Raw genomic sequence first — 24,345 nt, forward strand, 5'->3', positions numbered from 1 at the left:
CTGTGGAGCGAACGACGAGGTTCGAACTCGCGACCTCAACCTTGGCAAGGTTGCGCTCTACCAACTGAGCTACGTTCGCACTGCGCCGTGGCGCGAGAGCAACTATACCCAACCTCGCTCCCGTGCGAGCCGCACTGCCGAGTGCCGGTTCTCGGCCCCGAGCTTCGAGACGGCGGACGACAGATAGTTCCGTACGGTCCCCTGCGAGAGCGCGGCGCGCTCCGCGATCTCCGCCACGGGCGCCCCGTCGGCGGCGAATTCGAGCACCTCGGCCTCGCGAGCGGTCAGCGGGGAGTCGCCCGCGGCGATCGCGTCGGCCGCCAACTCCGGGTCCACATAACGGTTTCCCGCGTGCACGGTCCTGATGATCTCGGCGAGCCGCTGGGCGCTCACGGTCTTCGGCACGAAGGCGCGCACCCCGGCGGACAGGGCCCGTTTCAGATGCCCGGGGCGCCCGTGACCGGTCACGATCATGACCCGGCACGCGGGCAGTTCACCGCGCAGCGCTGTGGCGACCTTCACACCGTCGGCGCCAGGCATCTCCAGATCGAGCACGGCCACATCGGGCCGGTGGGCCCGGGCCATGGCGAGCGCCTCGGGCCCGGTGGCGGCCTCGGCGACGACGACCAGATCGTCCTCGAGCCCGAGCAGCGCGGCGAGCGCCCCCCGGATGAGGTGCTCGTCATCGGCGAGCAGCACGCGCACGGTCACCCGGCGCTCCTTTCGTACGCGGCGTCGCGCCGCTGTTCCACGGTGGGCCCGGCGAGCGGCACCTCGGCCACGACCCGGAACATCCCGTCCGCATCCGGCACCACACCGGCCTCAAGCGTCCCGGCGACCTCGGCAAGGCGCTCCCGCAGCCCCGCGAGCCCCGACCCGCCGCTCAGGGCCCCAGGCGTTCCGGCCCCGTCGTTCTCCACGCTCAGGACCACCGCGTCCGGCCCCACCCGTACGCCGATGTCGCAGTGCCGGGCGTCCCCGTGCCGCAGGACGTTCGTCGTGGCCTCGCGGACGACCCAGCCGAGGGCGGACTGTATGGGGCCGGGCAGCTCGGCGGCCGGACCTGTCACCTCGCAGGAGATCCCCGCGGCGGTCAACACGCCCTGCGCTCCCGCCAGTTCGGCCGACAGGTCGGCTTCGCGATAGCCGCGTACGACCTCCCGCACTTCCCTCTGTGACTCCTGGGCGATGCGCTGCACCTCGGTCATCTGGTCCACGGCCTCGGGCCGCCCGCGCAGGGTGAGCTGGACCGCGAGCTCGCTCTTGAGCGCGATCACGGCGAGATTGCGGCCCATCACGTCATGGAGATCGCGCCCGAACCGCAGCCGCTCCTCGGCGACGGCGAGCCGCGCCCTGGTCTCGCGGGCCTCGTCGAGTTCGTGGACGGCGTTCAGCAGCCAGACGGAGAATCCGGCGGTCAGCGCGAAGATCGCGGTGGTGAACAGCACGGTGGCCGCCGTGATGAGAGCGGCGGGCGCGGGCAGCCCGGACGGCACGGACGCCGCCCCGGCACCGAGGGACGCGCCGAGCGCCGCGCCGATCACCCGCCTGCGGGTGCGCAGCCCGGGCGTGGCACAGCCCGCGCCGACCATGAGGATGCCGACGAAGAGGACGAGCGCCGTGCGGGTGCCGGCCTCCTCGTCCGCGGGCACCCGCAGCATCACGCCGAGCGTCCCGACGGCGATCACGGCGGTGACGACGCCGTACGCGATGACGAGGCGGACCGGCTGCTCGCGCCGGCCGCGCGTCCAGTCGAGCGCCCTGGACGTGGTCACCGCGCCGAACACGGCATGCGCGCAGAGCGCGAGGAACAGGGTCCACGCGAGCGCGGCCGGCACCTCACCGAAGGCGAGCGGCCCGAGCCAGCAGATCTCGACGAGCCCGAAGGAGTGCAGAGACCACCGTGTGTACGTCTCCACCTTCGCCGGGGTGCTCTTCCCCCGCCACCACGCGCCAGGCCGCCTCATGTCCCCGCTCCGTCGGATCAACGCCGTGGTTCCCAGCGGAACCACCGTCGTACAGCAAACACGGCGAGGACGGTCCAGGCCACAGCGGTGGCGACGGCGCCCAGGGCGTCGTACGCGGAGAGATCCCCGGTCCAGCCGCCCCGTACGAGGGTGATCACCGGCGTGAGGGGCAGCAGTTCGCACACCGACGCGAGACGGTCCGGCATGACTTCGAGCGGTACGACGGTGCCGGAGCCGAGCATCGAGAGGAGCAGCAGCGGCATGGCCGCGACCTGCGCGCTCTCGACGCTCTTGCTGAAACTCGCGGTGACGGCGGCGAGCGCGGGCCACATCACCAGCCCCAGCAGCAGCCCCACGACGGCGTAGTACGGCGCCTGCGGGGCTCCCACGTCGAGGAACGCCGTGCAGGCGGCGACGAGGACGAGGCTCTGCGCGAGGCCGATGGCGACGGAGGGCACCGCGGCGCCCGCGAGGATCTCCGCGTCCCGCAGCTCACCGGTGCGCAGCCGCTTGAGGACGAGTTCCTCGCGCCGCGCCGCGTACACGCCGACCAGCGCGCTGTAGACGGCGAAGAGGAGGGAGAAGCCGATCGCGGACGGCAGCAGCACCGAGCCGACGGTGAGCCCCGCACCCTTCAGGTCCATGCTGTCGATCGACGAGCGCACGCTGAACGGCAGCACCAGCGGCACGAACACCGCGGTGAAGAGCGTGCCCTTGCTGCGCCCGATCAGCGTCAGCTCCGCGCGGGCGAGCGCCCGCATCCGCCCTGCGGCCGTCGTGCCGCCCGTGACCGCGGGCTTCGTCCTGTCCGTCACGACCGCGCTCATCGCGCCGCCACCTCGTCCCTGTACTCCGTGCCGGCCGTGGTTTCCGTACGCGCCTCCTGCGCGATCCGCAGGAACGCCTCTTCGAGGGACGCGCTGCGCACGTCGAGCCCCCGCAGCTCGACCCGGGCGTCCCTGGCCCACAACAGGAGCCCGGTGGCGGCCCGTTGGAGCTCGCCGGTCCGCAGCCGGATGGTGCGGCCGTCCGTCTCGTGGCCGCTGACGCCGAGCTCGGCGAGCGGCGGGAGGTCGCCGGGGAAGTACCCGTCGGGAAGTTCGAAGGAGATGTGCGAGGGCTGGGCGGCGACGACCTCGTCGACGCGGCCCTCGGCGGCGATCCGCCCCTCGTGCAGGATGGCGAGCCGGTCGGCGAGCTCCTCGGCCTCTTCGAGGTAGTGAGTGGTCAGCAGCACGGTGGTGCCCTCGGCGCGCAGCTCGCGCACCAGGTTCCAGGTGGCGCGCCGCCCCTCGGCGTCGAGACCGGTGGTCGGCTCGTCGAGGAAGAGGACCTCGGGCCGGCCGAGCAGCGCGAGCGCCAGGTCCAGGCGCCGCTTCTCGCCGCCGGACAGCTGCTTCACGCGGACCCGGGACCGCCGTTCGAGCCCGACGAGCTCAAGGGCCTCACCGGCGGGCCGGGCACCGCTCGTGCATCCGCCCCACATCCGGACGGCCTCGGCGACGGTCAGCTCGGACGGAAAGCCGCCTTCCTGGAGCATGACCCCGACGCGCGGCCTGACCAGGTCGCGTTCCGTGTACGGGTCGTGCCCGAGGACCCGTACACGGCCGCCGGCCGGGACGGCGAGTCCTTCGAGGAGTTCGACGGTGGAGGTCTTGCCCGCGCCGTTGGTGCCGAGGAGGGCGAAGAGTTCTCCGCGGGCGACGGAGAAGGTCACTCCGCGCACCGCCTCGTACGAGCCCCCGTACACGCGTCGCAGATCGGTGACGTCGATCACGCGCTCGTTCGTTTCCATGCTCCGAGCCTTTCCCGGCGCCGGGGCGAGGAGCAGTGCGCGCTGTCACCGAACCGCATGACAAATGTCAGAGCGGGTCGCGGACATGCGCCGCGGGAGACGAGAGAGAGGCGGACATGCAGAAGGCCCCGATCCGATGGACCGGGGCCTTCAACTGGAGCGAACGACGAGGTTCGAACTCGCGACCTCAACCTTGGCAAGGTTGCGCTCTACCAACTGAGCTACGTTCGCACTGCCTCCGATCGACTCTCATCGATCGGCGCGAGCACCAGCCTACCGCACTCCGAAGAGTGGTCGGTACGCGATGCAGAGCGGGTGACAGGAATTGCACACTGCGCCTTCCCCCTGGAAGGGGGATGTTCTACTACTGAACTACACCCGCAAGACTCCGTGAGGTCCGGCCTTTCGGCCTCGCCCCTCGGCGTGTTCCAGACTTTAGCTGATCAACAGGGGTGCAGCGCAAGTCGGCTGCTCTGCGGGCTGTCGGGGGTGTCAGTTGGCCGCCTCGAACGCCTCGTAGACCCGCTTGGGGATGCGGCCGCGTGGCGGGACGTCCATCTTGTGCGAGCGCGCCCAGGCGCGGACGGCCGCCGGGTCGGCGGACACCGCGGTGTGCTTGAAACTCCTGACGGTCTTCCCCGACGCCGCACGGCCCGAGCCGGTCTGCTTGCGGCCGGCCTGGAGGAAGGGAGCCAGCGCCTTGCGCAGTTTCTTGGCATTGGCTGGATTCAGGTCGATCTCGTACGACTTGCCGTCGAGACCGAACACGACCGTTTCTGCGGCTTCTCCGCCGTCGATGTCGTCGGAGAGAGTGACCACGACACGCTGCGCCACGAATATCGGTCCCTTCGTGCGACATCTGCACCTTGACGTGCGCCGATGTCGACTGTCCGGCTGTTATGGGGCAAAGCAGAGGCGAACTGCCCGCTTTCGCCATTTCCTTTTTACCCTGCATGGCATTGCATTGTGAAGACCGACTAAATCCCCCCGCGTGTCCGGAGGCAATGGGTCTCCGAAATCTTTCCCCGGATTTTCCACGGGGTCACCGGGGCTGTTGCAGTAACGTGATCCGGCTCTCGTAGCTTCCTACGGTCTACGCGAGTAGAAATTTTGTCCGGGTAGTCTGAAGGGACCTGCTCAGCACCACACACCGGGAGTGCCAGTGGCACGCGTCGTAGTCGACGTCATGCTCAAGCCGGAGATCCTCGACCCCCAGGGCCAGGCGGTGCAGCGTGCACTGCCGCGCCTCGGTTTCGAGGGCATCTCCGACGTACGTCAGGGAAAGCGATTCGAACTCGAGGTTGACGGGCCCGTTGACGATGCCGTCCTCGCCCGTATCCATGAGTTGGCCGACACGTTCCTCGCCAACACCGTGATCGAGAACTTCACCGTGAAGGTGGAAGAACCCGCGGTGGGGGCAGAAAAGTGACCGCTCGTATTGGAGTCGTCACCTTTCCCGGATCCCTCGACGACCGGGACACGCAGCGCGCGATCCGACTCGCCGGCGCGGAACCCGTAGCCCTCTGGCACAAGGACAAGGATCTGAAGCAGGTCGACGCTGTCGTCCTGCCCGGTGGATTCTCCTACGGCGACTATCTGCGGGCGGGTGCCATCTCCCGGTTCTCGCCGGTGATGGAGAGCGTCGTCGACCAGGCCAAGGCGGGTCTTCCCGTTCTCGGTATCTGCAATGGCTTCCAGGTCCTGACCGAGGCGCATCTGCTCCCCGGCGCGATGCTCGGCAACGACCATCTGCACTTCATCTGCCGTGACCAGAAGCTGCGCGTGGAGAACACGGACACCGCCTGGACCGCCGACTACACGGCCGGCCAGGAGATCCACATCCCGCTGAAGAACATGGACGGCCGCTACGTCGCCGACGAGCGCACGCTGGACATGCTGGAGGCGGAGGGCCGCGTCGCCTTCCGTTACGTGGGCTTCAACCCGAACGGCTCGCTCCGCGACATCGCCGGCATCACGAACGAGGCGGGCAATGTCGTCGGTCTGATGCCGCACCCGGAGCACGCCGTCGAGCCGCTCGTCGGCTCCGGTCGCACCGACGGCCTCCCCTTCTTCACCTCGATCCTCAAGAAGCTGGTCGCCGCCTCATGAGCCTCGACACCGTTGAGAACGCCGCACAGACCCCCGACGTCGAGCTCCCCTGGGCCGAACTCGGCCTGAAGAAGGACGAGTACGAGCGCGTCGTGGAGATCCTCGGCCGCCGCCCGACCGGCGCCGAGCTCGCCATGTACTCCGTGATGTGGTCCGAGCACTGCTCGTACAAGTCGTCCAAGATCCACCTGCGCCAGTTCGGCGAGAAGGCGCCGCAGTCCGACGCGCTGCTCGTCGGCATCGGTGAGAACGCCGGTGTCGTGGACGTCGGCCAGGGCTACGCCGTCACCTTCAAGGTCGAGTCGCACAACCACCCGTCGTACGTCGAGCCCTACCAGGGCGCGGCCACCGGCGTCGGCGGCATCGTGCGCGACATCATCGCGATGGGCGCGCGCCCGGTCGCCGTTGTGGACCCGCTGCGCTTCGGCGCCGCCGACCACCCCGACACCAAGCGTGTCCTGCCCGGTGTCGTCGCCGGCATCGGCGGCTACGGCAACTGCCTGGGCCTGCCGAACATCGGCGGCGAGGTCGTCTTCGACGCCTGCTACCAGGGCAACCCGCTGGTCAACGCGGGCGCCATCGGCGTCATGCGGCACGAGGACATCCACCTCGCGAAGGCGTCAGGACCGGGCAACAAGGTCATCATGTACGGGGCCCGTACGGGCGGTGACGGCATCGGTGGCGCCTCGATCCTGGCCTCCGAGACCTTCGACGACGCGAAGCCCTCGAAGCGTCCCGCCGTGCAGGTCGGTGACCCCTTCCAGGAGAAGCTCCTCATCGAGTGCACCCTGGAGGCGTTCGCCGAGAAGCTCGTCGTCGGCATCCAGGACCTCGGAGCCGCCGGAATCTCCTGCGCCACCAGCGAGCTGGCGTCCAACGGCTCGGGCGGCATGCGCGTCGAGCTGGACGACGTACCGCTGCGCGACTCCACGCTCTCGCCCGAGGAAATCCTCATGAGCGAGTCGCAGGAGCGCATGTGCGCGGTCGTCGAGCCGGAGAAGGTCGCCCGCTTCCTCGAGATCTGCGAGAAGTGGGACGTCATCGCGACCGTCATCGGCGAGGTCACCGACGGCGACCGCCTGGAGATCTTCTGGCACGGCGAGAAGATCGTCGACGTCGACCCGCGCACGGTCGCCCACGAGGGCCCGACCTACGAGCGCCCGTACGCCCGCCCCGCGTGGCAGGACGCGCTCCAGGCCGACGATGCGAACAAGCTGCCGCGGCCCGCCTCCAAGGAGGAGCTGAAGGACCAGGTCCTGAAGCTGGTCGCGTCGCCCAACCAGGCGTCGAAGAAGTGGATCACCTCGCAGTACGACCACTTCGTGCAGGGCAACACCGTCCTCGCGCAGCCCGAGGACTCGGGCATGATCCGCATCGACGAGGAGTCGGGGCTCGGCGTCGCCATCGCGACCGACGGCAACGGCCGTTACGCGAAGCTCGACCCGTACCACGGCGCGCAGCTCGCCCTCGCCGAGGCGTACCGGAACGTCGCGACGACCGGCGCCAAGCCGCTCGCGATCTCCGACTGCCTGAACTTCGGTTCGCCCGAGGACCCGGACGTCATGTGGCAGTTCGTCGAGGCCATCCGCGGTCTCGCCGACGCCTGCCAGATCCTCGGCACCCCGGTGACCGGCGGAAACGTCTCGCTGTACAACCAGACGGGCGAGGCGGCGATCCACCCGACGCCGGTCGTGGCCGTGCTCGGTGTCATCGACGATGTCGCCCGCCGCACGCCGGTCGCCTTCAGGGAAGAGGGCCAGCTCCTCTACCTGCTCGGCGACACCCGTGAGGAGTTCGGCGGCTCGGCCTGGTCGCAGGTCGTCCACGACCACCTCGGCGGTCTGCCGCCGCAGGTCGACCTGGAGCGGGAGCGGCTGCTCGCCGACATCCTGATCTCGGCGTCCCGCGACGGCATGGTCGACGCCGCGCACGACCTGTCCGACGGCGGTCTGATCCAGGCCGTGGTCGAGTCGGCGATGCTCGGCGACAAGGGCGCGCGGCTCATCGTGCCCGACGGCCTGGACGCGTTCACGTTCCTGTTCTCCGAGTCGGCGGGCCGCGCGGTCGTCGCCGTCCCGCGGAGCGAGGAGCTGCGCTTCACCGACATGTGCGGCGCACGCGGCCTCCCGGCCACCCGCATCGGCGTGGTCGACGGCGACACGGTCGACCTCCAGGGCGAGTTCGCCCTCTCCCTCACGGAACTCCGCGAGGCCCACGAGGCGACGATCCCGGCGCTGCTGGCCTGACGATCGTCCCCGTACGAACGCGAAGGCCCCACCCGGCTGTAACTGCCGGGTGGGGCCTTCGCGTTGAGAGCCCCACGGGCAGGCGTGAGGCGCCGTCCCGCACGCACCCTGCTGGTAGCTTCGATGACTCGCGGGCCGGGATCCGGGGGTGGAGGAGCGGTGGACGTGCCGCGCCGTGTGCGCAAATCCGTCAACGTACTGCTGTGTCTGGTCGCCGTGGCGGGGATCGGGTGGAGCGGCCGCGAGATCTGGCAGGTCTGGCAGGGCCGGCACCAGATCGACGAGGCCTGTGCGGGGATCGTGCCGGCCGGGCGGGTGCTCGCGCTCTCGCCTGCTGGCGGCACCCTCTCGCACCGACAGGCGGACGAGGGGACGATCGAACTCGACGCGGGCCTGCCGCAGGACTGCGAGATCTTCAGCACCGAGGCGGGCGAGAAGCACGGCACCAGCAGCGGCGAACGGTGGTTCTTCACGGGCACGGTGGGTGCGCTGCCGGAACAGTCTGTGGTCACCGACGACCCGTTGGAAGAACTCGTGGACTTCAACGGCGACCCCACCTACCCCGTCCAGCCGCTCGGCGGCGGTGTGGCGGGCGTGGTGGGGGACACGGGGGTCATGGTCCAACTCCCCTGCCCGAAGGGACGGTCCAACGGAGTGCCGGTCACGGACCTGTGGGCGCGGGCCGAACTGATGGATCCTGGCCCGCATTTCACCGAGAAAGGCCAGCTCGGCGCGCACGACCGGCAGACGCTGGCGAAGGCCGCGGTCACCATGGCCAACCGTCTCGCCGAGCGGCTCGGCTGCGCCGAACGGCTGCCCGATCCTCCGGCGGACATCCCCGCCTTGACCGAGGGTCCGGTCCCGGCAGCGCGCGCGGACGGTACCTGCGCCTGGTACGGGAAGGCGGGCTTCTCCCGCCGGCCGGGGCTCCCCGACCAGGTCCTCCAGAGCCGCACGGACGACAGGCTGTGGGACGAGAGCTGCGGCCTCGTCCTCAGCGGGAGCCGCGCCCGGTCGCTCTGGCTGGCCGGGACGAAGGATCACGAACACCTCATCAGCCCGAAGCGGCCGGGCCAGTACTTCGTCTCCCTCCACACCTACGCGGGAGAGGAAGCCACAACCATCAGGCTCAGCCGCACCGACTACGACGAGCCCGCGGACGAGGCCGAACCGGGCAAGGCGGGCCGCAGCAGCGAGGAGCCGGTCTGGTGGGCCTCATCCGAGTGCGACGGGCGACCGCAGATCCACACCATGACCGTTGCCTACGGCTACGACGACCTGATGACCCCCGTCCTCGAGAAGGTCTTCCGGGCCTACGTCACCGACGTCACCGAGCGCCGCGGCTGCTCGCAGGTCAAGTTCCCCGCCGCCTCGACGTTCCACTCGGACCCCGATGCGGCCTAGGCCCACGTTCGCGAAGAACGCATGCCGGTCGCGGCATAGGCTCCCCCCATGCCACCGGCCAAGAAGCGCGCCCGCTCCTATGACTCCGCCAAGACCCGGACGGCGGTGCTCGCACAGTTCGCCCTCGTACGGGATGCAGTGGCGAGCCTCACGCCCGAGCAGCTCAGCGCCCCGACCCGGCTCGATGACTGGACCGTGCGGGAGCTGGCGGCGCACTTCACGATGGCGGTCGGCGCGGTGGTCAGGGGGCTGGAGATGCCCGAGCCGGCCAAGCATGAACTCCCGCTCCTGGACTGGCCGTCGGGGACCGCTACCGAGTCCGCCGCCATCGCCGACGGCACCCGGGAGCTCGCCGCGAGCGCCACACCCGAGGAACTCTTCGCGCGTACCACGGCCCGTATCGAGAAGTCCCTGGCCGAGGCCCCCGGCACCCGCCTGATCCCCACGCGGTTCGGCGCCATGACTCTCGCCGACTTCCTCGTCACCCGTACCGTCGAACTCGTCGTCCACACCGACGACCTGAACGACGCGCTGCCCGGACTCGATGTCCCCTACGACCGTCAGGCGCTCGCCGCCTGTACGAGGCTGCTCGCCGACGCCCTCGCCGTGAAGGCGCCCGGCGCGTCGACCGAGGTGCGGATCCCGCCGTTCGCCGTCGTCCAGTGCGTCGAGGGCCCCCGCCACACCCGCGGCACCCCGCCGAACGTCGTCGAGACGGACCCGCTCACCTGGATCCGCCTCGCCACCGGACGCGTCGAGTGGCGCGCCGCCCTGGACGACGCGAAGGTCAGCGCGAGCGGCGAGCGGGCCGATCTCAGCAAGCTGCTGCCCCTCATGAGCTGACCCGATGGCGGATCGGGGGAACCGATCCGACCGTCCCGCCCGTCCAACCGCCATGCACAAGCAATCCCGGAACCTCACCGTCCTGGCCGCGCTCCTGCCCCTCGCGGCCGTCGCAGCGTGCGGATCACAGACCGTGTCCGTCGGGGGTACGCCCGTCACCGGGGTCCGCTGGAACGTCGAGAGCGTCACCGTCGACGGCGCCACGACACAGGCCCCCGGGAGCACCTACGTGGAGTTCCCCTCGGCGGACCGGGCGCGCGGCAACAACGGCTGTAACCGCTTCGACGCGGAGGCCGAGATCGACGGCGACACGATCCGTATCGGCAGGAGCACCGTGACGATGTCGATGTGCATGGACAAGAAGCAGCGGGACTTCGAGAAGACCTTCAGCCGCGCCATCGCCGGCAGCAACACGGCCAGGACCGACGGTGACCACCTCACCCTCACCACCGACGACGGCGACACGATCGCCCTGGTCAAGGACCGTCCGGCCCCGCTGACCGGCACCGAGTGGACCGTCACGAGCCTGCTCTCCGACGACGTCGCGATCTCACTGCCCAAGGAGGTCGCGGGCCACGCCAAGATGACCTTCGAGAAGGACGGCCAGGACGGCACCGCCACCGGAAACCTCGGCTGCAACCGCTTCCGCGCGAAGGCCGAGTTCCGCGACGGCCACCTCACGCTCCGCAGGCCCGTCACCACCCGCATGCTCTGCCAGGGCCCGCGCATGGACACCGAACGCGCCCTCCTGAAGCTCTTCGCCCAGAAACTGTCGTACGAGGTCCGGGGCCGCACCCTCACGCTAACGGCCCCCGACGGAACCGGCGCCGCGGCGGGAGCGGGCCGGGACTGACCGGACAGCGCCCGCACCCCGCACCCCGCACCCGCCTCCGCAGCGAATTCCGTCACACTCGCCACCGCCCACGCGCCCGGCGCCGCCCCCACTGGCGCCCACCGCCCTGCACCCGCCGCCGGCGCCGCACCCGAGCCCGCCCAGCCATGCCCGTAGCACACGAAGAACCAGGTCAGCATCATGATCGCGCCGAATGGCCGGGACAGGCGGAAGGGGGTGGGCGGAGGCCGGCGCACCCCCGGACGGAGGCTTCACGGGCGGGCGCCACCGGCTCGACCAGGCGCGGGATCACGTTCGTCAATTCGGACCAGTGGTCGATCTCGCCTACACTCGGAGGCGTGCCACGTGGTGACGGTCGACTCAATCATGATCTGCTCCCCGGCGAGAAAGGCCCCCAGGACGCTTGTGGCGTCTTCGGTGTCTGGGCTCCCGGTGAAGAGGTCGCCAAGCTGACTTACTTCGGGCTCTACGCCCTCCAGCATCGAGGTCAGGAATCCGCGGGAATCGCGGTGAGCAATGGCTCCCAGATTCTCGTCTTCAAGGACATGGGCCTCGTGTCCCAGGTCTTCGACGAGACCTCTCTCAGCTCTCTCCAAGGTCATATCGCGGTCGGTCACGCCCGCTACTCGACCACCGGTGCCTCCGTGTGGGAGAACGCCCAGCCGACGTTCCGTGCCACCGCGCACGGCTCGATCGCGCTCGGCCACAACGGCAACCTGGTCAACACGGCGCAGCTCGCCGAGATGGTCGCGGCCCTCCCCAAGGAGAACGGCCGCAACACCCAGCTCGCGGCGACCAATGACACCGACCTCGTCACCGCGCTCCTCGCGGGCCAGGTCGACGACGACGGCAAGCCGCTGACCATCGAAGAAGCCGCCGCCAAGATCCTTCCGGATGTTCAGGGCGCCTTCTCCCTCGTCTTCATGGACGAGCACACCCTCTACGCGGCCCGCGACCCGCAGGGCATCCGCCCGCTGGTCCTCGGCCGGCTCGAGCGCGGCTGGGTCGTCGCCTCCGAGTCCGCCGCCCTCGACATCTGCGGCGCCAGCTACGTGCGCGAGATCGAGCCGGGCGAGTTCGTCGCCATCGACGAGAACGGCCTGCGCACCTCCCGATTCGCAGAAGCGAAGCCCAAGGGCTGTGTCTTCGAGTACGTGTACCTGGCCCGCCCCGACACCGACATCGCCGGGCGGAACGTGTACCTCTCCCGCGTGGAGATGGGCCGCAAACTCGCCAAGGAAGCACCGGTCGAGGCCGACCTGGTCATAGCGACGCCGGAATCGGGCACTCCCGCCGCGATCGGTTACGCGGAGGCCTCCGGCATTCCGTTCGGCGCTGGACTGGTCAAGAACGCGTACGTCGGCCGGACCTTCATCCAGCCCTCGCAGACCATCCGGCAGCTCGGTATCCGGCTGAAGCTCAACCCGCTCAAGGAAGTCATCAAGGGCAAGCGCCTGGTCGTCGTCGACGACTCGATCGTGCGCGGCAACACCCAGCGCGCCCTGGTCCGCATGCTCCGCGAAGCGGGCGCGGCCGAGATCCACATCCGGATCTCCTCTCCCCCTGTGAAGTGGCCGTGCTTCTTCGGCATCGACTTCGCGACGCGCGCCGAGCTGATCGCCAACGGCATGTCGATCGACGAGATCGGCAAGTCCCTGGGCGCCGACTCCCTCTCCTACATCTCCATCGACGGCATGATCGAGGCCACGACCATCGACAAGCCGAACCTCTGCCGCGCCTGCTTCGACGGCGAGTACCCGATGGACCTTCCCGACCCCGAGCTGCTCGGCAAGCAGCTCCTGGAGACCGAGCTCGCGGCAGGCCCGGCGAACACCGCCGCCACCGACGCCCTCCGTCGCCCGTAAGACCCCCGTCGTACGACACGAAAGTTCTCAAGCCATGTCTGAGACACCTGGTGCCAGCTATGCGTCCGCGGGCGTCGACATCGAAGCGGGCGACCGCGCCGTCGAACTGATGAAGGAGTGGGTGAAGAAGACGCAGCGCCCCGAGGTCGCCGGCCTCGGCGGTCTCGGCGGATTCGCCGGCCTCTTCGACGCCTCCGCCTTCAAGCGTTACGAGCGTCCGCTGCTCGCCTCCGCCACGGACGGAGTCGGCACGAAGGTCGACATCGCCCGCCGCCTCGGCGTGTACGACACCATCGGTCACGACCTCGTCGCGATGGTCATGGACGACATCGTGGTGTGCGGCGCCGAGCCGCTGTTCATGACCGACTACATCTGCGTCGGCAAGGTGCACCCCGAGCGTGTCGCCGCGATCGTGAAGGGCATCGCCGAGGGCTGTGTCCTCGCCGGCTGCTCCCTCGTCGGCGGCGAGACCGCGGAGCACCCGGGCCTGCTCGGCGCGGACGACTTCGATGTCGCGGGCGCCGGCACCGGCGTCGTGGAGGCCGACCGGCTGCTCGGCCCGGATCGTATCCGTACGGGTGACGCGGTGATCGCCATGGCGTCCTCCGGCCTTCACTCGAACGGGTACTCGCTGGTCCGCCACGTCCTCTTCGACCGCGCGAACCTGAAGCTCGACCAGCACATCGAGGAGCTCGGCCGCACGCTTGGCGAGGAGCTTCTGGAGCCCACCAAGATCTACTCGCTGGACTGCCTGGCGCTGACCCGCACCACGGACGTCCACGCGTACAGCCACATCACGGGCGGCGGCCTCGCGGCCAACCTGGCCCGGGTCATCCCGGACGGCCTGCACGCCACCGTGGACCGCTCCACGTGGGCGCCCGGCGCGATCTTCGACCTCGTCGGCAAGGCCGGCGCGGTCGAGCGCCTGGAGCTCGAGAAGACGCTGAACATGGGCGTCGGCATGATGGCGATCGTCCCCCAGGACGCGGTGGACTCGGCGCTCGCGACGCTCGCCGACCGCGGCGTGGACTCGTGGGTCGCCGGTGAGATCACCGAGCGCGGCGAGCACAGCACGGGCGCGGCGCTCACGGGTGACTACAGCAAGTAAGGCCCGCAGGGCAGCACAAAACCCGGTCCGGCGGTGTGACCACCCCGGACCGGGTGAAGTGCAGTTGCTACGAAAACGAGAACTGCGAAGAACTACTGCTGGACTGCAGACTGCAGGACTGCGAGGTCAAGCGCCGCGGCGCTGCGACGAGGGACCGGACTCATCTGAGTCCTCGTCATCCTCGTCGTCGTTATACAGATCCGCGTACTGGGCGTACGGGTCGTCTTCCTCGTCGTCGTCCTCGAACGGCTCGCCATTCGGCGGCTGATTCGAGGTCGAAGCGCCCAGCTCATTGGCCAGACGCGACAGGTCAGTCCCGCCGCTGCTGTACTTCAGCTGGCGGGCGACCTTCGTCTGCTTGGCCTTTGCCCGGCCGCGCCCCATGGCTCGACCCCCTCGGTGACGGGGCTCGACGGCCCCAGAGTCTTGACACGCGTTCATGATCTCGAACGGGCTCTCCGCAGAGAGACCCGTCCTTAGGGCTTCCACGGTACCTGCTCCCGCGGCCATACGGTACGTCGCCCGCAGGACGCGCCTGGGCGCAGGACCAGCAAGGTGCCCTGTCCTCGCTGGTCAGCTGCGATTTTAACCTCTTCTTGGCGGGCGACCCGCCGACGGGCGTGAGTCTTGTCTCCCGCATCCGCCGCCGGGCCGCTCCCGGGCACCCCGAACGTCAGCGGCGGCGGGCCTCCGCCATGCGCTGCTCGGCGATCCGGTCGGCCGCGGCGGCCGGCGGAATCCCGTCCGCCTTCGCACGAGCGAATATGGCCAGCGTCGTGTCGAAGATCTTCGTCGCCTTGGCCTTGCACCGGTCGAAGTCGAAGCCGTGCAGCTCGTCGGCGACCTGGATCACTCCGCCGGCGTTCACGACGTAGTCGGGCGCGTAGAGGATCCCGCGGTCGGCGAGGTCCTTCTCCACGCCCGGGTGGGCGAGCTGGTTGTTGGCCGCGCCACAGACGATCTTCGCAGTGAGGACGGGGACGGAGTGGTCGTCGAGCGCGCCGCCCAGGGCGCACGGAGCGTAGATGTCGAGACCCTCGGTACGGATGAGCGTCTCGGTGTCCGCCACGGCCCGGACGGACGGGTGCTTGTCCTGAATCCGGCGTACGGACTCCTCGCGCACGTCCGTGATCACGACTTCGGCACCGTCCGACAGGAGGTGCTCCACGAGGTGGTGGCCGACCTTGCCGACGCCCGCGACGCCGACCTTGCGGTCGCGCAGCGTCGGGTCGCCCCACAGGTGCTGGGCGGAGGCCCGCATGCCCTGGAAGACGCCGAAGGCGGTGAGCACGGACGAGTCGCCGGCGCCGCCGTTCTCGGGCGAGCGCCCGGTCGTCCAGCGGCACTCGCGCGCGACGACGTCCATGTCGGCGACGTAGGTGCCGACGTCGCACGCCGTCACGTAGCGCCCGCCGAGGGAGGCGACGAAGCGGCCGTAGGCGAGCAGCAGTTCCTCGCTCTTGATCGTCTCGGGGTCACCGATGATCACGGCCTTGCCGCCGCCGTGGTCGAGGCCGGCCATGGCGTTCTTGTACGACATCCCGCGCGAGAGGTTCAGGGCGTCGGCGACGGCCTCCGCCTCGCTCGCGTACGGGTAGAAGCGGGTGCCGCCGAGGGCGGGGCCCAGGGCGGTGCTGTGGATGGCGATGACGGCCTTGAGGCCACTGGCGCGGTCCTGGCAGAGCACGACTTGCTCATGGCCGCCCTGATCCGATCGGAACAGGGTGTGCAGAACATCGGCAGGGGCGCCGGTTACGTCGGTCACTGTGGTGACTCCCGGTCAAGTAGCGGCGGTTGGAGACGGTGCCCGTACGGGTGGCGGGTCCCGTTGGGCAAGAGACTAGAGCCTGCGCCGAGCCGCCAGATGCGCAGTGCCGGGGATCACCCTCTCCCGGAGTACTCGCGTGTCCGGCCAGGTGCGATCAGCTTCGGCCATGGGACGATTTGCAGTGTTTTCCAGGCGCAGGCCGGGGGAGGGAGCAGCCGTGCCCAAGGTGTCTTCGGTGACCGTGCCCTACGCGTCGTATCTACGCGTGTACGAACCCCTCGCGGCGTTCCCCGAGCCCGAGCGGAGCCACTGGGAGCGCTATGCGCAGCGCCGCGAGCGCCCCTCCTACCAGGACGAACTGCGCCGCTCGCTGGCCGACTTGCTGCCCACCCCGCCGGTGCCCGTGCCGGTCCACGAGAGCGACGACGCGTTCGTCATCGAGACGGACGGTGTGGTGTGCGTGTGTCCCTGGCGCACGCGACTGCGCGGCTGGCAGGCGCTGGACGAGCTGCCGGGGCGCCTGCCGACCCCCGTGCTGGACGCGGTGCTCCCGCCGGTGGTCCGCCGGCAGTCCGCCGCGGACTACGAGCGCTGGCTGGCCCGCAACCCCGACGCCCGCCCCTGGATCCGCACGTCCACCTGGCAGATCCCGCTGAACTGGTTCGTGCTCGTCGCGGACGAGGAGCGCGAGTACGGCAAGGGGGCCGCGGACGGCGAGGCGCCGGTGCTGCGCTACCGCACGCCGATGGTGCAGGCGCGCCGCCGGGTCGCGCGGGGGCTTCGCACGCTGCGGGACACGATGGACGAGGGGCCGCTGATCGACGGCCTGGTGGATGTGGGGCGCTGGCTCGAAGAGTTCCATCCGCGTTCATTCGTCGAACTCGACTACGGCGGCCTGGTGCACGCCTTGTCCGCGGAGGATCTGGATGGTGATCATTCCGCTGCGGACGTGGCGGAGGGGATCGAGGCGCTGCGGCGCGGTGATGGTGACGGTGCAGAAGCGGCGTACGCGCGGCTGATGGAACGTTGGCGTGCGGTGCGGGACCGGCAGTTCGCGAACTGACCGGACAGACGTGCGGGGACGTAGGTCCTGAACCGGGCTTTTGCCTCAAGCGTGATGGACCGCACTTACTTCTCCCTTGCGTCCATCGCCCCCCCTCGTGCCAAAATAGGACAAGGAGTCCGGGGAGGGCTCCTGCCGGCTGCTTTCGTCCGCGTTCAGCCGGAATCTCAGCATTGCACGCTATGGGGGGTCTCGTGACTCCTGGCGCCACTGTGACTGATCGTCACAGTGGCGTGACTGTCCGCTATGGCATGGTCCATCGGCTTCCGTCGCTGATGAACACCTGGGAGGGCAATTCCATCGGTTTGGCCGACGCGGCTGGACGGATGGTGTAGTTGTAGTGCCGAGGACAAGCCGTTCGTCCTATAACCGACTCGACTCGCGTCCGCCATTTCGGGCAACGCGGGTCAAGGTGCAGAATTTAGAGGAATGAACCGAGAAGGTTCGGTTCTCCCGAGGAGGCCGCTCATGACCGCTCGCACCCCTGATGCCGAGCCGCTGCTGACCCCGGCTGAGGTCGCCACGATGTTCCGCGTCGACCCGAAGACGGTGACGCGCTGGGCAAAGGCTGGCAAGCTCACGTCGATTCGCACGCTCGGCGGGCATCGCCGCTACCGCGAGGCGGAGGTTCGCGCACTGCTCGCGGGCATTCCGCAGCAGCGCAGCGAGGCCTGAACAACTGAATAAAACGGGCGTTCCGGGCCCTCTAGCCCTTTTCGCGCCCAACCTATAGCTCCACACGACGCGGGTCTGCCCCAACAGGCCCACGCCTGCTCATGCTTCAAGGGTGCGTCGTCGATCGCGCTGGACTCCGCCGGGTCCAGCGCGATTTTTTTATGCGCGGATCCGTGCGGGTCGGGCGGCCTGTGGGGTGCCTGTGCGTGGCTTTGTGGGCGGCCCTGTGGGTCCCTGATGGAGCGCCGGTGACGGTCTGCCGGGGAGCGCCGGCGGGTGCTCGGCGGGTCGCCGGAGAGGTCCGTCGGAGGGGTCGCGGGGTGAGCCTTCGGGAGTGCCCCGGCGGGTCCTGAGGGTGGTGCAATTGCACATATTAAATTGAGGTGTTGTAGGGCGGGTGTAAGAAACGCTGTTTCCAAAACTGATCCCGTGATGCCCGTCACACGCTCGAACACTTGTTGCTGGCGAGGCCCTTGGGTTAGAGGGGATTCGCGTGGCGGTGTCCGTCGTTCTCCCCCAGGCTCCCACCAGTTGGGGCCGCCGTCCGGCGCCTTTGGTCATGCGGTGGAGGGACTTTCGTCCTCCGTGGCCCCCCGGTCCCTCTCGCGGCCTCCTGCGGGCTCTCTGCCGGGCTCCAGGGCGAGGCGCAGGAGTTGGTGGCAGACGGGGCAGTGCCGGGTCAGATGGCGGTAGCCGGAGGCGGCGGAGAGGTGGGCACGCAGCAGAGCGCGCGTCTCGTGCCGGGCGGATGCCGCCATGCGTCACCTCCGGGTCGGGAATCCCTGCTGTCTGAGTACCGGGGGAGCGGGACACAGTCAAGACGCCCGGGGGCGGGGCGCGGAGGCACGGACGCGCAAGGCCGGGCCTCACGGGCGGGCGCACACACGACTGAGGCCCGCACCCCTTGCGGGATACGGGCCTCAGTCTTACGTGCGGTCCTGACGGGATTTGAACCCGCGGCCTCCACCTTGACAGGGTGGCGAGCACTCCAAACTGCTCCACAGGACCTTGCTTGCGGCACTTGGTGTTGCTCTGTGCTGCGAGATGAGACTGTACAGCAGCGCAGGCCCGGCGGTCGAACTCACTTAACGTGCTCGGTCCGTTACGGCGCTGCGGCGTCGATCGCCTTCACGATCCGCTTGTCCGAGACGGGGTACGCGGTGCCGAGCGCGTGGGCGAAGTAGCTGACCCGCAGCTCCTCCAGCATCCAGCGGATGTCCAGGACCTCCTGCGGCACGGGCCGCCCCTGCGGCATCTGTTCGAGCAGCCACGCGTACTCGTCCTGCATCTCGTGGACCTTCTCCATGCGCGACGTGTCCCGCTGGACGTTCGTCGGCATCTGCGTCAGGCGCCGGTCGGCCGCGACCAGGTAGCGCACCAGGTCGGGCAGGCGCCGCAGGCCGGTGTCCGTGACGAAGCCGGGGCGGATCAGGGCCGTCAACTGGGTCCGCACGTCCGTGAGGTTGGCGAGCAGCGTCGGGCTCTTCGTGGACTTCAGGCGGCGCTCGCAGGCCTGCCAGGCGGCGAGCACCTGCTGGACCTGGCCCACCGTCCGTACGGTCGTGTCGACGATCTCGGCGCGCACCTTGTCGTAGAGCTTCCGGTACGACTCCTCGTCCCAGGCCGGGCCGCCGAAGTCCGCGATGAGCTTGTCGCAGGAGGCCATGGCGCAGTCGTCGAAGAGCGCCTGGACCGTGCCGTGCGGGTTCGCGGACAGGGCGAGCTTCTGGGGGTTGGTCAGCTTGTCCGAGGCGAACTTGCCCGGGTTGACCGGGATGTTGCGCAGGATCAGCCGGCGCGTGCCCTTCCACATCGCCTGCTGCTGCTCGGCCTCCGTGTCGAAGAGGCGGACGGAGACCGTGTTCCCGTCGTCGACCAACGCCGGGTACGCCTTGACGGGCTGGCCGGCGCGCCGGGTCTCGAAGACACGGCTGAGCGTGCCGATCGTCCAGTCCGTGAGGCCCGAGCGCTCCACGGACGCGCCGCCCGAGCGCTCGGCCGTGGCCGCTGCCGCCTGCGAGATCGCCTTGCGGGCCTTCGGCTTGAGGCGGAGCTTGAGCGCCTCCAGGTCCTTGTCCTCGCCGAGGGTCCTGCGCCGCTCGTCGACGATCCTGAACGTGATCTTCAAGTGGTCGGGTACGCGGGACAGGTCGAAGTCGTCGGGGGCGACAGGGACGCCGACCATGCGCTGGAGCTCGCGGGCGAGCGTCGTGGGCAGCGGTTCCTGCAAGGGCACAGCCCGCTCCAGGAACGCCTTCGCATAGTTCGGCGCCGGGACGTAGTGCCGGCGGACCGGCTTGGGCAGGGAGCGGATCAGCTCCGTGACCACGTCCTCGCGCAGGCCCGGGATCTGCCAGTCGAAGCCCTCGGACGTGACCTGGTTGAGCACCTGGAGCGGTACGTGGACGGTCACACCGTCCGCGTCCGCACCCGGCTCGAACTGGTACGTCACCCGGAACTTCAGCGGACCCTGGCGCCACGAGTCCGGATAGTCGTCCTTGGTGATGGCCTCCGCCGACTCGCGGATGAGCATCGAGCGCTCGAAGTCGAGGAGTTCGGGCTCGTCCTGCTTCTTGTGCTTCCACCAGCTGTCGAAGTGGGCGCCCGAGACGACATGGTCCGGGACCCGCTGGTCGTAGAAGTCGAAGAGCGTCTCGTCGTCGACGACGATGTCGCGGCGGCGGGCACGGTGCTCCAGCTCCTCGACCTCGGTGAGCAGCCTGCGGTTGTCCGAGAAGAACTTGTGGTGCGTGCGCCAGTCCCCCTCGACGAGCGCGTTCCTGATGAACAGCTCGCGGCTCACCTCGGGGTCGATGCGCCCGTAGTTCACCTTGCGCTGGGCGACGAGCGGGACGCCGTACAGCGTCACCTTCTCGTACGCCATCACGGCCGACTGGTCCTTCTCCCAGTGCGGCTCGCTGTACGTGCGCTTGAGGAGGTGTTCGGCGAGGGGCTCGACCCACTCCGGCTCGATCTTCGCGTTGACGCGGGCCCACAGCCGCGACGTCTCGACGAGCTCGGCGGACATGATGAAGCGCGGGGGCTTCTTGAAGAGGGCGGAGCCGGGGAAGACGGCGAACTTGGCGTTGCGCGCGCCCAGGTACTCGTTCCGCCCGCCGCGTTGCTTGGGGTCCTTGTCCGTGGACTCCTTCACGTCCTTCATCCCGATGTGGGAGAGCAGGCCGGCGAGCAGCGAGATGTGGACCTGCTGGTCGGGGGCGTCAGCACCCGCCGAAGGCTCCTCCAGATGAAGGCCCATCTGCTTGGCGACCGTACGCAGCTGCGTATAGATGTCCTGCCACTCGCGGATGCGCAGGAAGTTCAGGTACTCCGACTTGCACATGCGGCGGAACGCGGACGAGCCGAGCGTCTTCTGCTGCTCGCGCACATAGCGCCAGAGGTTGAGGAACGCCAGGAAGTCGGACGTCTCGTCCTTGAAGCGGGCGTGCTGCTGGTCCGCCTGCGCCTGCTTGTCGCTGGGGCGCTCGCGCGGGTCCTGGATGGACAGCGCGGCCGCGATCACCATGACCTCGCGCACACAGCCGTTCTTGTCGGCCTCCAGGACCATCCGGGCCAGGCGCGGGTCCACCGGCAGCTGGGCGAGCTTGCGGCCCTGCTCGGTGAGGCGTTTACGGACGTCCTTCTCCGCCGGGTTCAGCGCGCCCAGCTCCTGGAGGAGCTGCACGCCGTCGCGGATGTTGCGGTGGTCCGGCGGGTCGATGAAGGGGAACTTCTCGATGTCGCCGAGCCCGGCCGCGGTCATCTGGAGGATGACGGAGGCGAGATTCGTACGGAGGATCTCCGCGTCCGTGAACTCGGGGCGGGCGACGAAGTCGTCCTCCGAGTACAGGCGGATGCAGATGCCGTCCGACGTACGGCCGCAGCGGCCCTTGCGCTGGTTGGCGCTGGCCTGGCTGATCGCCTCGATGGGCAGGCGCTGCACCTTCGTGCGGTGCGAGTACCGAGAGATGCGGGCGGTGCCAGGGTCGATCACGTACTTGATGCCGGGGACGGTCAGCGAGGTCTCCGCGACGTTCGTCGCGAGGACGATGCGGCGGAGCGAGCCCGAGGGGCGCTGGAAGACGCGGTGCTGCTCCGCGTGCGACAGGCGCGCGTAGAGCGGCAGGACCTCGGTGAACCGGAACTTCTTCTTCTCCAGCGCGTCCGCCGTGTCGCGGATCTCGCGCTCCCCGGACAGGAAGACGAGGATGTCGCCCTTGCCCTCGCCCTGGAGCTCCTCCACGGCGTCCGTGATCGCGGTGATCTGATCCCGGTCGGCGTCGTCCGAATCCTCTTCGAGCAGGGGTCTGTAGCGCACCTCGACCGGATACGTACGGCCGCTGACCTCGACGATCGGGGCGTCACCGAAGTGGCGGGAGAAGCGCTCGGGGTCGATCGTCGCCGACGTGATGACGACCTTCAGGTCCGGGCGCCTGGGCAGCAGCTGCGCCAGATAACCGAGCAGGAAGTCGATGTTCAGGGACCGCTCGTGGGCCTCGTCGATGATGATCGTGTCGTACGCGCGCAGCTCGCGGTCCGTCTGGATCTCGGCGAGCAGGATGCCGTCCGTCATCAGCTTCACGAACGTGGCGTCCGGGCTGACCTGGTCCGTGAAGCGGACCTTCCAGCCGACGGCCTCGCCCAGCGGGGTGTCCATCTCGTCGGCGATCCGCTCGGCGACCGTGCGGGCCGCGAGCCGGCGGGGCTGGGTGTGCCCGATCATGCCGCGCACGCCGCGGCCGAGCTCGAGGCAGATCTTGGGGATCTGGGTCGTCTTGCCGGAGCCGGTCTCGCCCGCGACGATCACGACCTGGTGGTCGCGGATCGCGTCGGCGATCTCGTCCTTCTTCTGGCTGACGGGGAGCTGCTCGGGATACGTGATCTCGAGCGCCTCGTACCGGCCGCGGCGCTGCGCCGTCCGGGCCTCGGCCTTCTCGGCCTCCGCCTCGATCTCGGCGAGCACGGCGGCCCGGGCTTCGGGCTTGCGGATGCGGCGCGCGCCTTCGAGCCTGCGGCCGAGCCGGTGCGCATCGCGCAGGGACAGCTCGGACAGGCGCTGGGCGAGGGTGCCGAGGACGGGGGCAGGCTGCGTAGACATACGTCCTTCAGGATCTCACCTCCGGGAAACGGGTGGCGAATGGTTTTGACGTGGGCCGGTATCAGTGGAGACCGGGGCGTTTGCCGCTGAAGGTCCGATACGGGTGTTTTAACGTGTCCATATGTCTGAGCCGAGCGACGACGATCACGATCACGGCGCACACGACCACGGCGCGCACGGGCGCGTGCCGACGCGCGGGGAGCGCTGGGAGGACTTCAAGAAGTCGCCGTTCCTGCCCGCGACCGTCCTCGTGTTCATCATCGCGGCCGCCGCGGGCCTCTTCGCGGGGTCGTACACCTACACGATGGCGAACCCGACGCCGCACCGGATTCCCACGGCGGTGGTGGGCGCGGCGAACGCGAAGCACGGCGGGGCGGCGTTCCTGGCCGGCATGGAGAAGGCGCTGAACGCGTCCCTCGAAGTGCATCTGTACGACAGCGTCGCGGCGGCCGCCGAGGGCGTGGACCAGCAGAAAGTCTTCGCGATCCTCGACGTACGGCACGGGGACCGCGTCGCGCTCAAGGTCTCGGGAGCCTCCGGCGCCTCGGTGGCGCAGGTCCTCGCCGAGACCACCCCGCAGGTCGGCGCCGCACTCGGGGTCCCGGTCACCGTGACCGACATCAAACCGCTTCAGAAGGGCGACCCGCGCGGCCTCGCGATCTTCTACATCTCGCTGGCTGCCGTCATCATCGGCTTCGTCGGCGCGATCCAGCTGAGCGTTCAAGCGAGCGCCCTCAATCCGCTGGAGCGCATCGCCTACACCGCGGTGTACGCGATGCTCGGGGGCTTCGTGATCGCGGCGGTCGTGGACTGGTGGCTGGGCGCGCTCGATCTGCCGTTCGCCGAGTCCTGGGCCATCCTCGCGCTGACGATGTTCACGTCGGGGATGGTCTTCACGATGTTCAACACGCTGGTCGGCCGCTGGGCGATGATCCCGACCTGGGGGCTGATGGTGCTCCTCGGCAACCCGTCGTCGGGCGGCGCGGTGTCGTGGCCGCTGCTGCCGTCGGCGCTCGGCCGCATCGGGCGGTGGCTGCCGCCGGGCGGCTCCGTGAACGCGCAGCACACGGCCGTGTACTTCGGCGGGCACCAGCACGTGTTCCCGTTCCTGGTCCTCACGGCATGGGCCCTGCTGTCGACCACGATCTTCTGGGTCTGGCGCCACCGCCACCCGGGCGGCCGAACGACGGAACCGGCCCATGTGGGGGCGCCGGGGGCGTGACCCTGTCGGGTGACTGCGCCCGGATACGCCGAAAGCCCCGTCGGAGACAGGGCTTTCGGACGGTGGCTCAAGCGGTGTTCCGCTGGGAAGACGCAACAGGCCCCGTCCGGGGACGGGGCCTGAATCTTGTGGCTGGGGCCGGGATCGAACCGGCGACCTATCGCTTTTCAGGCGATCGCTCGTACCAACTGAGCTACCCAGCCACGCGGTTCGCGAACGAATCGCAGCGGTCCTGACGGGATTTGAACCCGCGGCCTCCACCTTGACAGGGTGGCGAGCACTCCAAACTGCTCCACAGGACCAAGCTGTTGTGCGACACAAGTGTCGCA

The 24,345-nt window shown here is 69.4% G+C and carries 20 protein-coding genes and 6 tRNA genes; 11 read left to right on the forward strand and 15 right to left on the reverse strand.

Features of this window, described 5'->3' with window-relative positions; genetic code table 11:
- Nucleotides 1-3 precede the first annotated feature (3 nt).
- The 8 genes from OG574_RS25125 to OG574_RS25160 form a co-directional block, all read right to left on the reverse strand.
- Nucleotides 4-79: transfer RNA gene (locus OG574_RS25125), tRNA-Gly, on the reverse strand.
- Nucleotides 80-102: 23 nt separating this feature from the next.
- On the reverse strand, nucleotides 103-711 hold the full coding sequence (locus tag OG574_RS25130) for a response regulator transcription factor (RefSeq protein WP_100598940.1): 609 nt from the start codon (nucleotides 709-711) through the stop codon (nucleotides 103-105).
- Nucleotides 708-1,967 carry a sensor histidine kinase gene (locus OG574_RS25135; protein ID WP_326775045.1) on the reverse strand — a complete coding sequence of 420 codons (1,260 nt, stop codon included), beginning with the start codon at nucleotides 1,965-1,967 and terminating at the stop codon, nucleotides 708-710. The genes OG574_RS25130 and OG574_RS25135 overlap by 4 nt, the downstream gene beginning before the upstream one ends.
- Before the next feature lie 17 nt (nucleotides 1,968-1,984).
- Entirely contained in the window at nucleotides 1,985-2,794 is an 810-nt protein-coding gene (locus OG574_RS25140; protein WP_398376067.1) for an ABC transporter permease, read from the reverse strand.
- The gene (locus OG574_RS25145; protein WP_326775046.1) at nucleotides 2,791-3,762 is read right to left on the reverse strand and encodes an ABC transporter ATP-binding protein; all 972 of its coding nucleotides are present in this window, start codon (nucleotides 3,760-3,762) and stop codon (nucleotides 2,791-2,793) included. Before OG574_RS25145 ends, OG574_RS25140 begins: the two co-directional genes overlap by 4 nt.
- A 155-nt stretch (nucleotides 3,763-3,917) precedes the next feature.
- Nucleotides 3,918-3,993 (reverse strand) — tRNA-Gly (locus OG574_RS25150).
- A gap of 79 nt (nucleotides 3,994-4,072) precedes the next feature.
- Nucleotides 4,073-4,144, reverse strand: a tRNA-Gly gene (locus OG574_RS25155).
- 110 nt (nucleotides 4,145-4,254) lie between these two features.
- Nucleotides 4,255-4,596: a histone-like nucleoid-structuring protein Lsr2 gene (locus tag OG574_RS25160; protein ID WP_326775047.1), complete on the reverse strand. Its 342-nt coding sequence runs from the start codon at nucleotides 4,594-4,596 to the stop codon at nucleotides 4,255-4,257.
- A 328-nt stretch (nucleotides 4,597-4,924) separates the two neighbouring features.
- On the opposite strand from OG574_RS25160, the gene purS reads away from it, so the two are divergent.
- The 8 genes from purS to purM all read left to right on the forward strand — a co-directional run bounded on the left by purS (nucleotide 4,925) and on the right by purM (nucleotide 14,190).
- On the forward strand, nucleotides 4,925-5,191 hold the full coding sequence (purS, locus tag OG574_RS25165) for a phosphoribosylformylglycinamidine synthase subunit PurS (RefSeq protein WP_100598945.1): 267 nt from the start codon (nucleotides 4,925-4,927) through the stop codon (nucleotides 5,189-5,191).
- Nucleotides 5,188-5,871: a phosphoribosylformylglycinamidine synthase subunit PurQ gene (gene purQ / locus OG574_RS25170; protein ID WP_100598946.1), complete on the forward strand. Its 684-nt coding sequence runs from the start codon at nucleotides 5,188-5,190 to the stop codon at nucleotides 5,869-5,871. Before purS ends, purQ begins: the two co-directional genes overlap by 4 nt.
- On the forward strand, nucleotides 5,868-8,117 hold the full coding sequence (gene purL, locus OG574_RS25175) for a phosphoribosylformylglycinamidine synthase subunit PurL (protein ID WP_326775048.1): 2,250 nt from the start codon (nucleotides 5,868-5,870) through the stop codon (nucleotides 8,115-8,117). The genes purQ and purL overlap by 4 nt, the downstream gene beginning before the upstream one ends.
- A 165-nt stretch (nucleotides 8,118-8,282) precedes the next feature.
- A complete protein-coding gene (locus OG574_RS25180) occupies nucleotides 8,283-9,521 on the forward strand; it encodes a hypothetical protein (protein ID WP_326775049.1) in 1,239 nt (412 codons plus the stop codon).
- 48 nt (nucleotides 9,522-9,569) lie between these two features.
- Nucleotides 9,570-10,364, forward strand: coding sequence for a maleylpyruvate isomerase family mycothiol-dependent enzyme (locus OG574_RS25185; RefSeq protein WP_326775050.1), 795 nt, complete (start codon nucleotides 9,570-9,572; stop codon nucleotides 10,362-10,364).
- Between the two features lie 52 nt (nucleotides 10,365-10,416).
- Nucleotides 10,417-11,217 (forward strand): META domain-containing protein, encoded by an 801-nt coding sequence (locus OG574_RS25190; RefSeq protein ID WP_326775051.1) that lies wholly within the window; start codon nucleotides 10,417-10,419, stop codon nucleotides 11,215-11,217.
- 338 nt (nucleotides 11,218-11,555) lie between these two features.
- On the forward strand, nucleotides 11,556-13,082 hold the full coding sequence (purF, locus tag OG574_RS25195; RefSeq protein WP_326775052.1) for an amidophosphoribosyltransferase: 1,527 nt from the start codon (nucleotides 11,556-11,558) through the stop codon (nucleotides 13,080-13,082).
- Between the two features lie 34 nt (nucleotides 13,083-13,116).
- Complete coding sequence (gene purM / locus OG574_RS25200) at nucleotides 13,117-14,190, forward strand: phosphoribosylformylglycinamidine cyclo-ligase (protein WP_326775053.1); 1,074 nt, start codon at nucleotides 13,117-13,119, stop codon at nucleotides 14,188-14,190.
- 126 nt (nucleotides 14,191-14,316) lie between these two features.
- On the opposite strand, the gene OG574_RS25205 is transcribed toward purM, so the two are convergent.
- Together OG574_RS25205 and OG574_RS25210 are read right to left on the reverse strand one after the other, a co-directional pair.
- The gene (locus OG574_RS25205; protein ID WP_116512208.1) at nucleotides 14,317-14,574 is read right to left on the reverse strand and encodes a DUF3073 domain-containing protein; all 258 of its coding nucleotides are present in this window, start codon (nucleotides 14,572-14,574) and stop codon (nucleotides 14,317-14,319) included.
- Nucleotides 14,575-14,863: 289 nt separating this feature from the next.
- Nucleotides 14,864-15,955, reverse strand: a complete 1,092-nt coding sequence (locus OG574_RS25210; RefSeq protein WP_326775054.1) for a Leu/Phe/Val dehydrogenase — start codon at nucleotides 15,953-15,955, stop codon at nucleotides 14,864-14,866.
- 220 nt (nucleotides 15,956-16,175) lie between these two features.
- Here OG574_RS25210 and OG574_RS25215 point away from each other — a divergent pair, with 220 nt between their 5' ends.
- Together OG574_RS25215 and bldC are read left to right on the forward strand one after the other, a co-directional pair.
- The gene (locus tag OG574_RS25215; RefSeq protein ID WP_100598954.1) at nucleotides 16,176-17,021 is read left to right on the forward strand and encodes a hypothetical protein; all 846 of its coding nucleotides are present in this window, start codon (nucleotides 16,176-16,178) and stop codon (nucleotides 17,019-17,021) included.
- Between the two features lie 468 nt (nucleotides 17,022-17,489).
- Nucleotides 17,490-17,696, forward strand: a complete 207-nt coding sequence (bldC, locus tag OG574_RS25220; protein ID WP_003949541.1) for a developmental transcriptional regulator BldC — start codon at nucleotides 17,490-17,492, stop codon at nucleotides 17,694-17,696.
- A 557-nt stretch (nucleotides 17,697-18,253) separates the two neighbouring features.
- Here the strand turns inward: bldC and OG574_RS25225 are convergent.
- The 3 genes from OG574_RS25225 to hrpA all read right to left on the reverse strand — a co-directional run bounded on the left by OG574_RS25225 (nucleotide 18,254) and on the right by hrpA (nucleotide 22,794).
- Nucleotides 18,254-18,454 carry a DUF6274 family protein gene (locus tag OG574_RS25225; RefSeq protein ID WP_326775055.1) on the reverse strand — a complete coding sequence of 67 codons (201 nt, stop codon included), beginning with the start codon at nucleotides 18,452-18,454 and terminating at the stop codon, nucleotides 18,254-18,256.
- A 175-nt stretch (nucleotides 18,455-18,629) separates the two neighbouring features.
- Nucleotides 18,630-18,704: transfer RNA gene (locus OG574_RS25230), tRNA-Asp, on the reverse strand.
- Between the two features lie 94 nt (nucleotides 18,705-18,798).
- Nucleotides 18,799-22,794, reverse strand: a complete 3,996-nt coding sequence (gene hrpA / locus OG574_RS25235) for an ATP-dependent RNA helicase HrpA (RefSeq protein WP_326775056.1) — start codon at nucleotides 22,792-22,794, stop codon at nucleotides 18,799-18,801.
- Between the two features lie 121 nt (nucleotides 22,795-22,915).
- Here hrpA and OG574_RS25240 point away from each other — a divergent pair, with 121 nt between their 5' ends.
- Complete coding sequence (locus OG574_RS25240) at nucleotides 22,916-24,016, forward strand: ABC transporter permease (RefSeq protein WP_326775057.1); 1,101 nt, start codon at nucleotides 22,916-22,918, stop codon at nucleotides 24,014-24,016.
- 129 nt (nucleotides 24,017-24,145) lie between these two features.
- On the opposite strand, the gene OG574_RS25245 is transcribed toward OG574_RS25240, so the two are convergent.
- Nucleotides 24,146-24,219, reverse strand: a tRNA-Phe gene (locus OG574_RS25245).
- A 24-nt stretch (nucleotides 24,220-24,243) separates the two neighbouring features.
- Nucleotides 24,244-24,318, reverse strand: a tRNA-Asp gene (locus OG574_RS25250).
- Between the last annotated feature and the right edge of the window lie 27 nt (nucleotides 24,319-24,345).

Source organism: Streptomyces sp. NBC_01445, assembly GCF_035918235.1.
GTDB lineage: Bacteria > Actinomycetota > Actinomycetes > Streptomycetales > Streptomycetaceae > Streptomyces.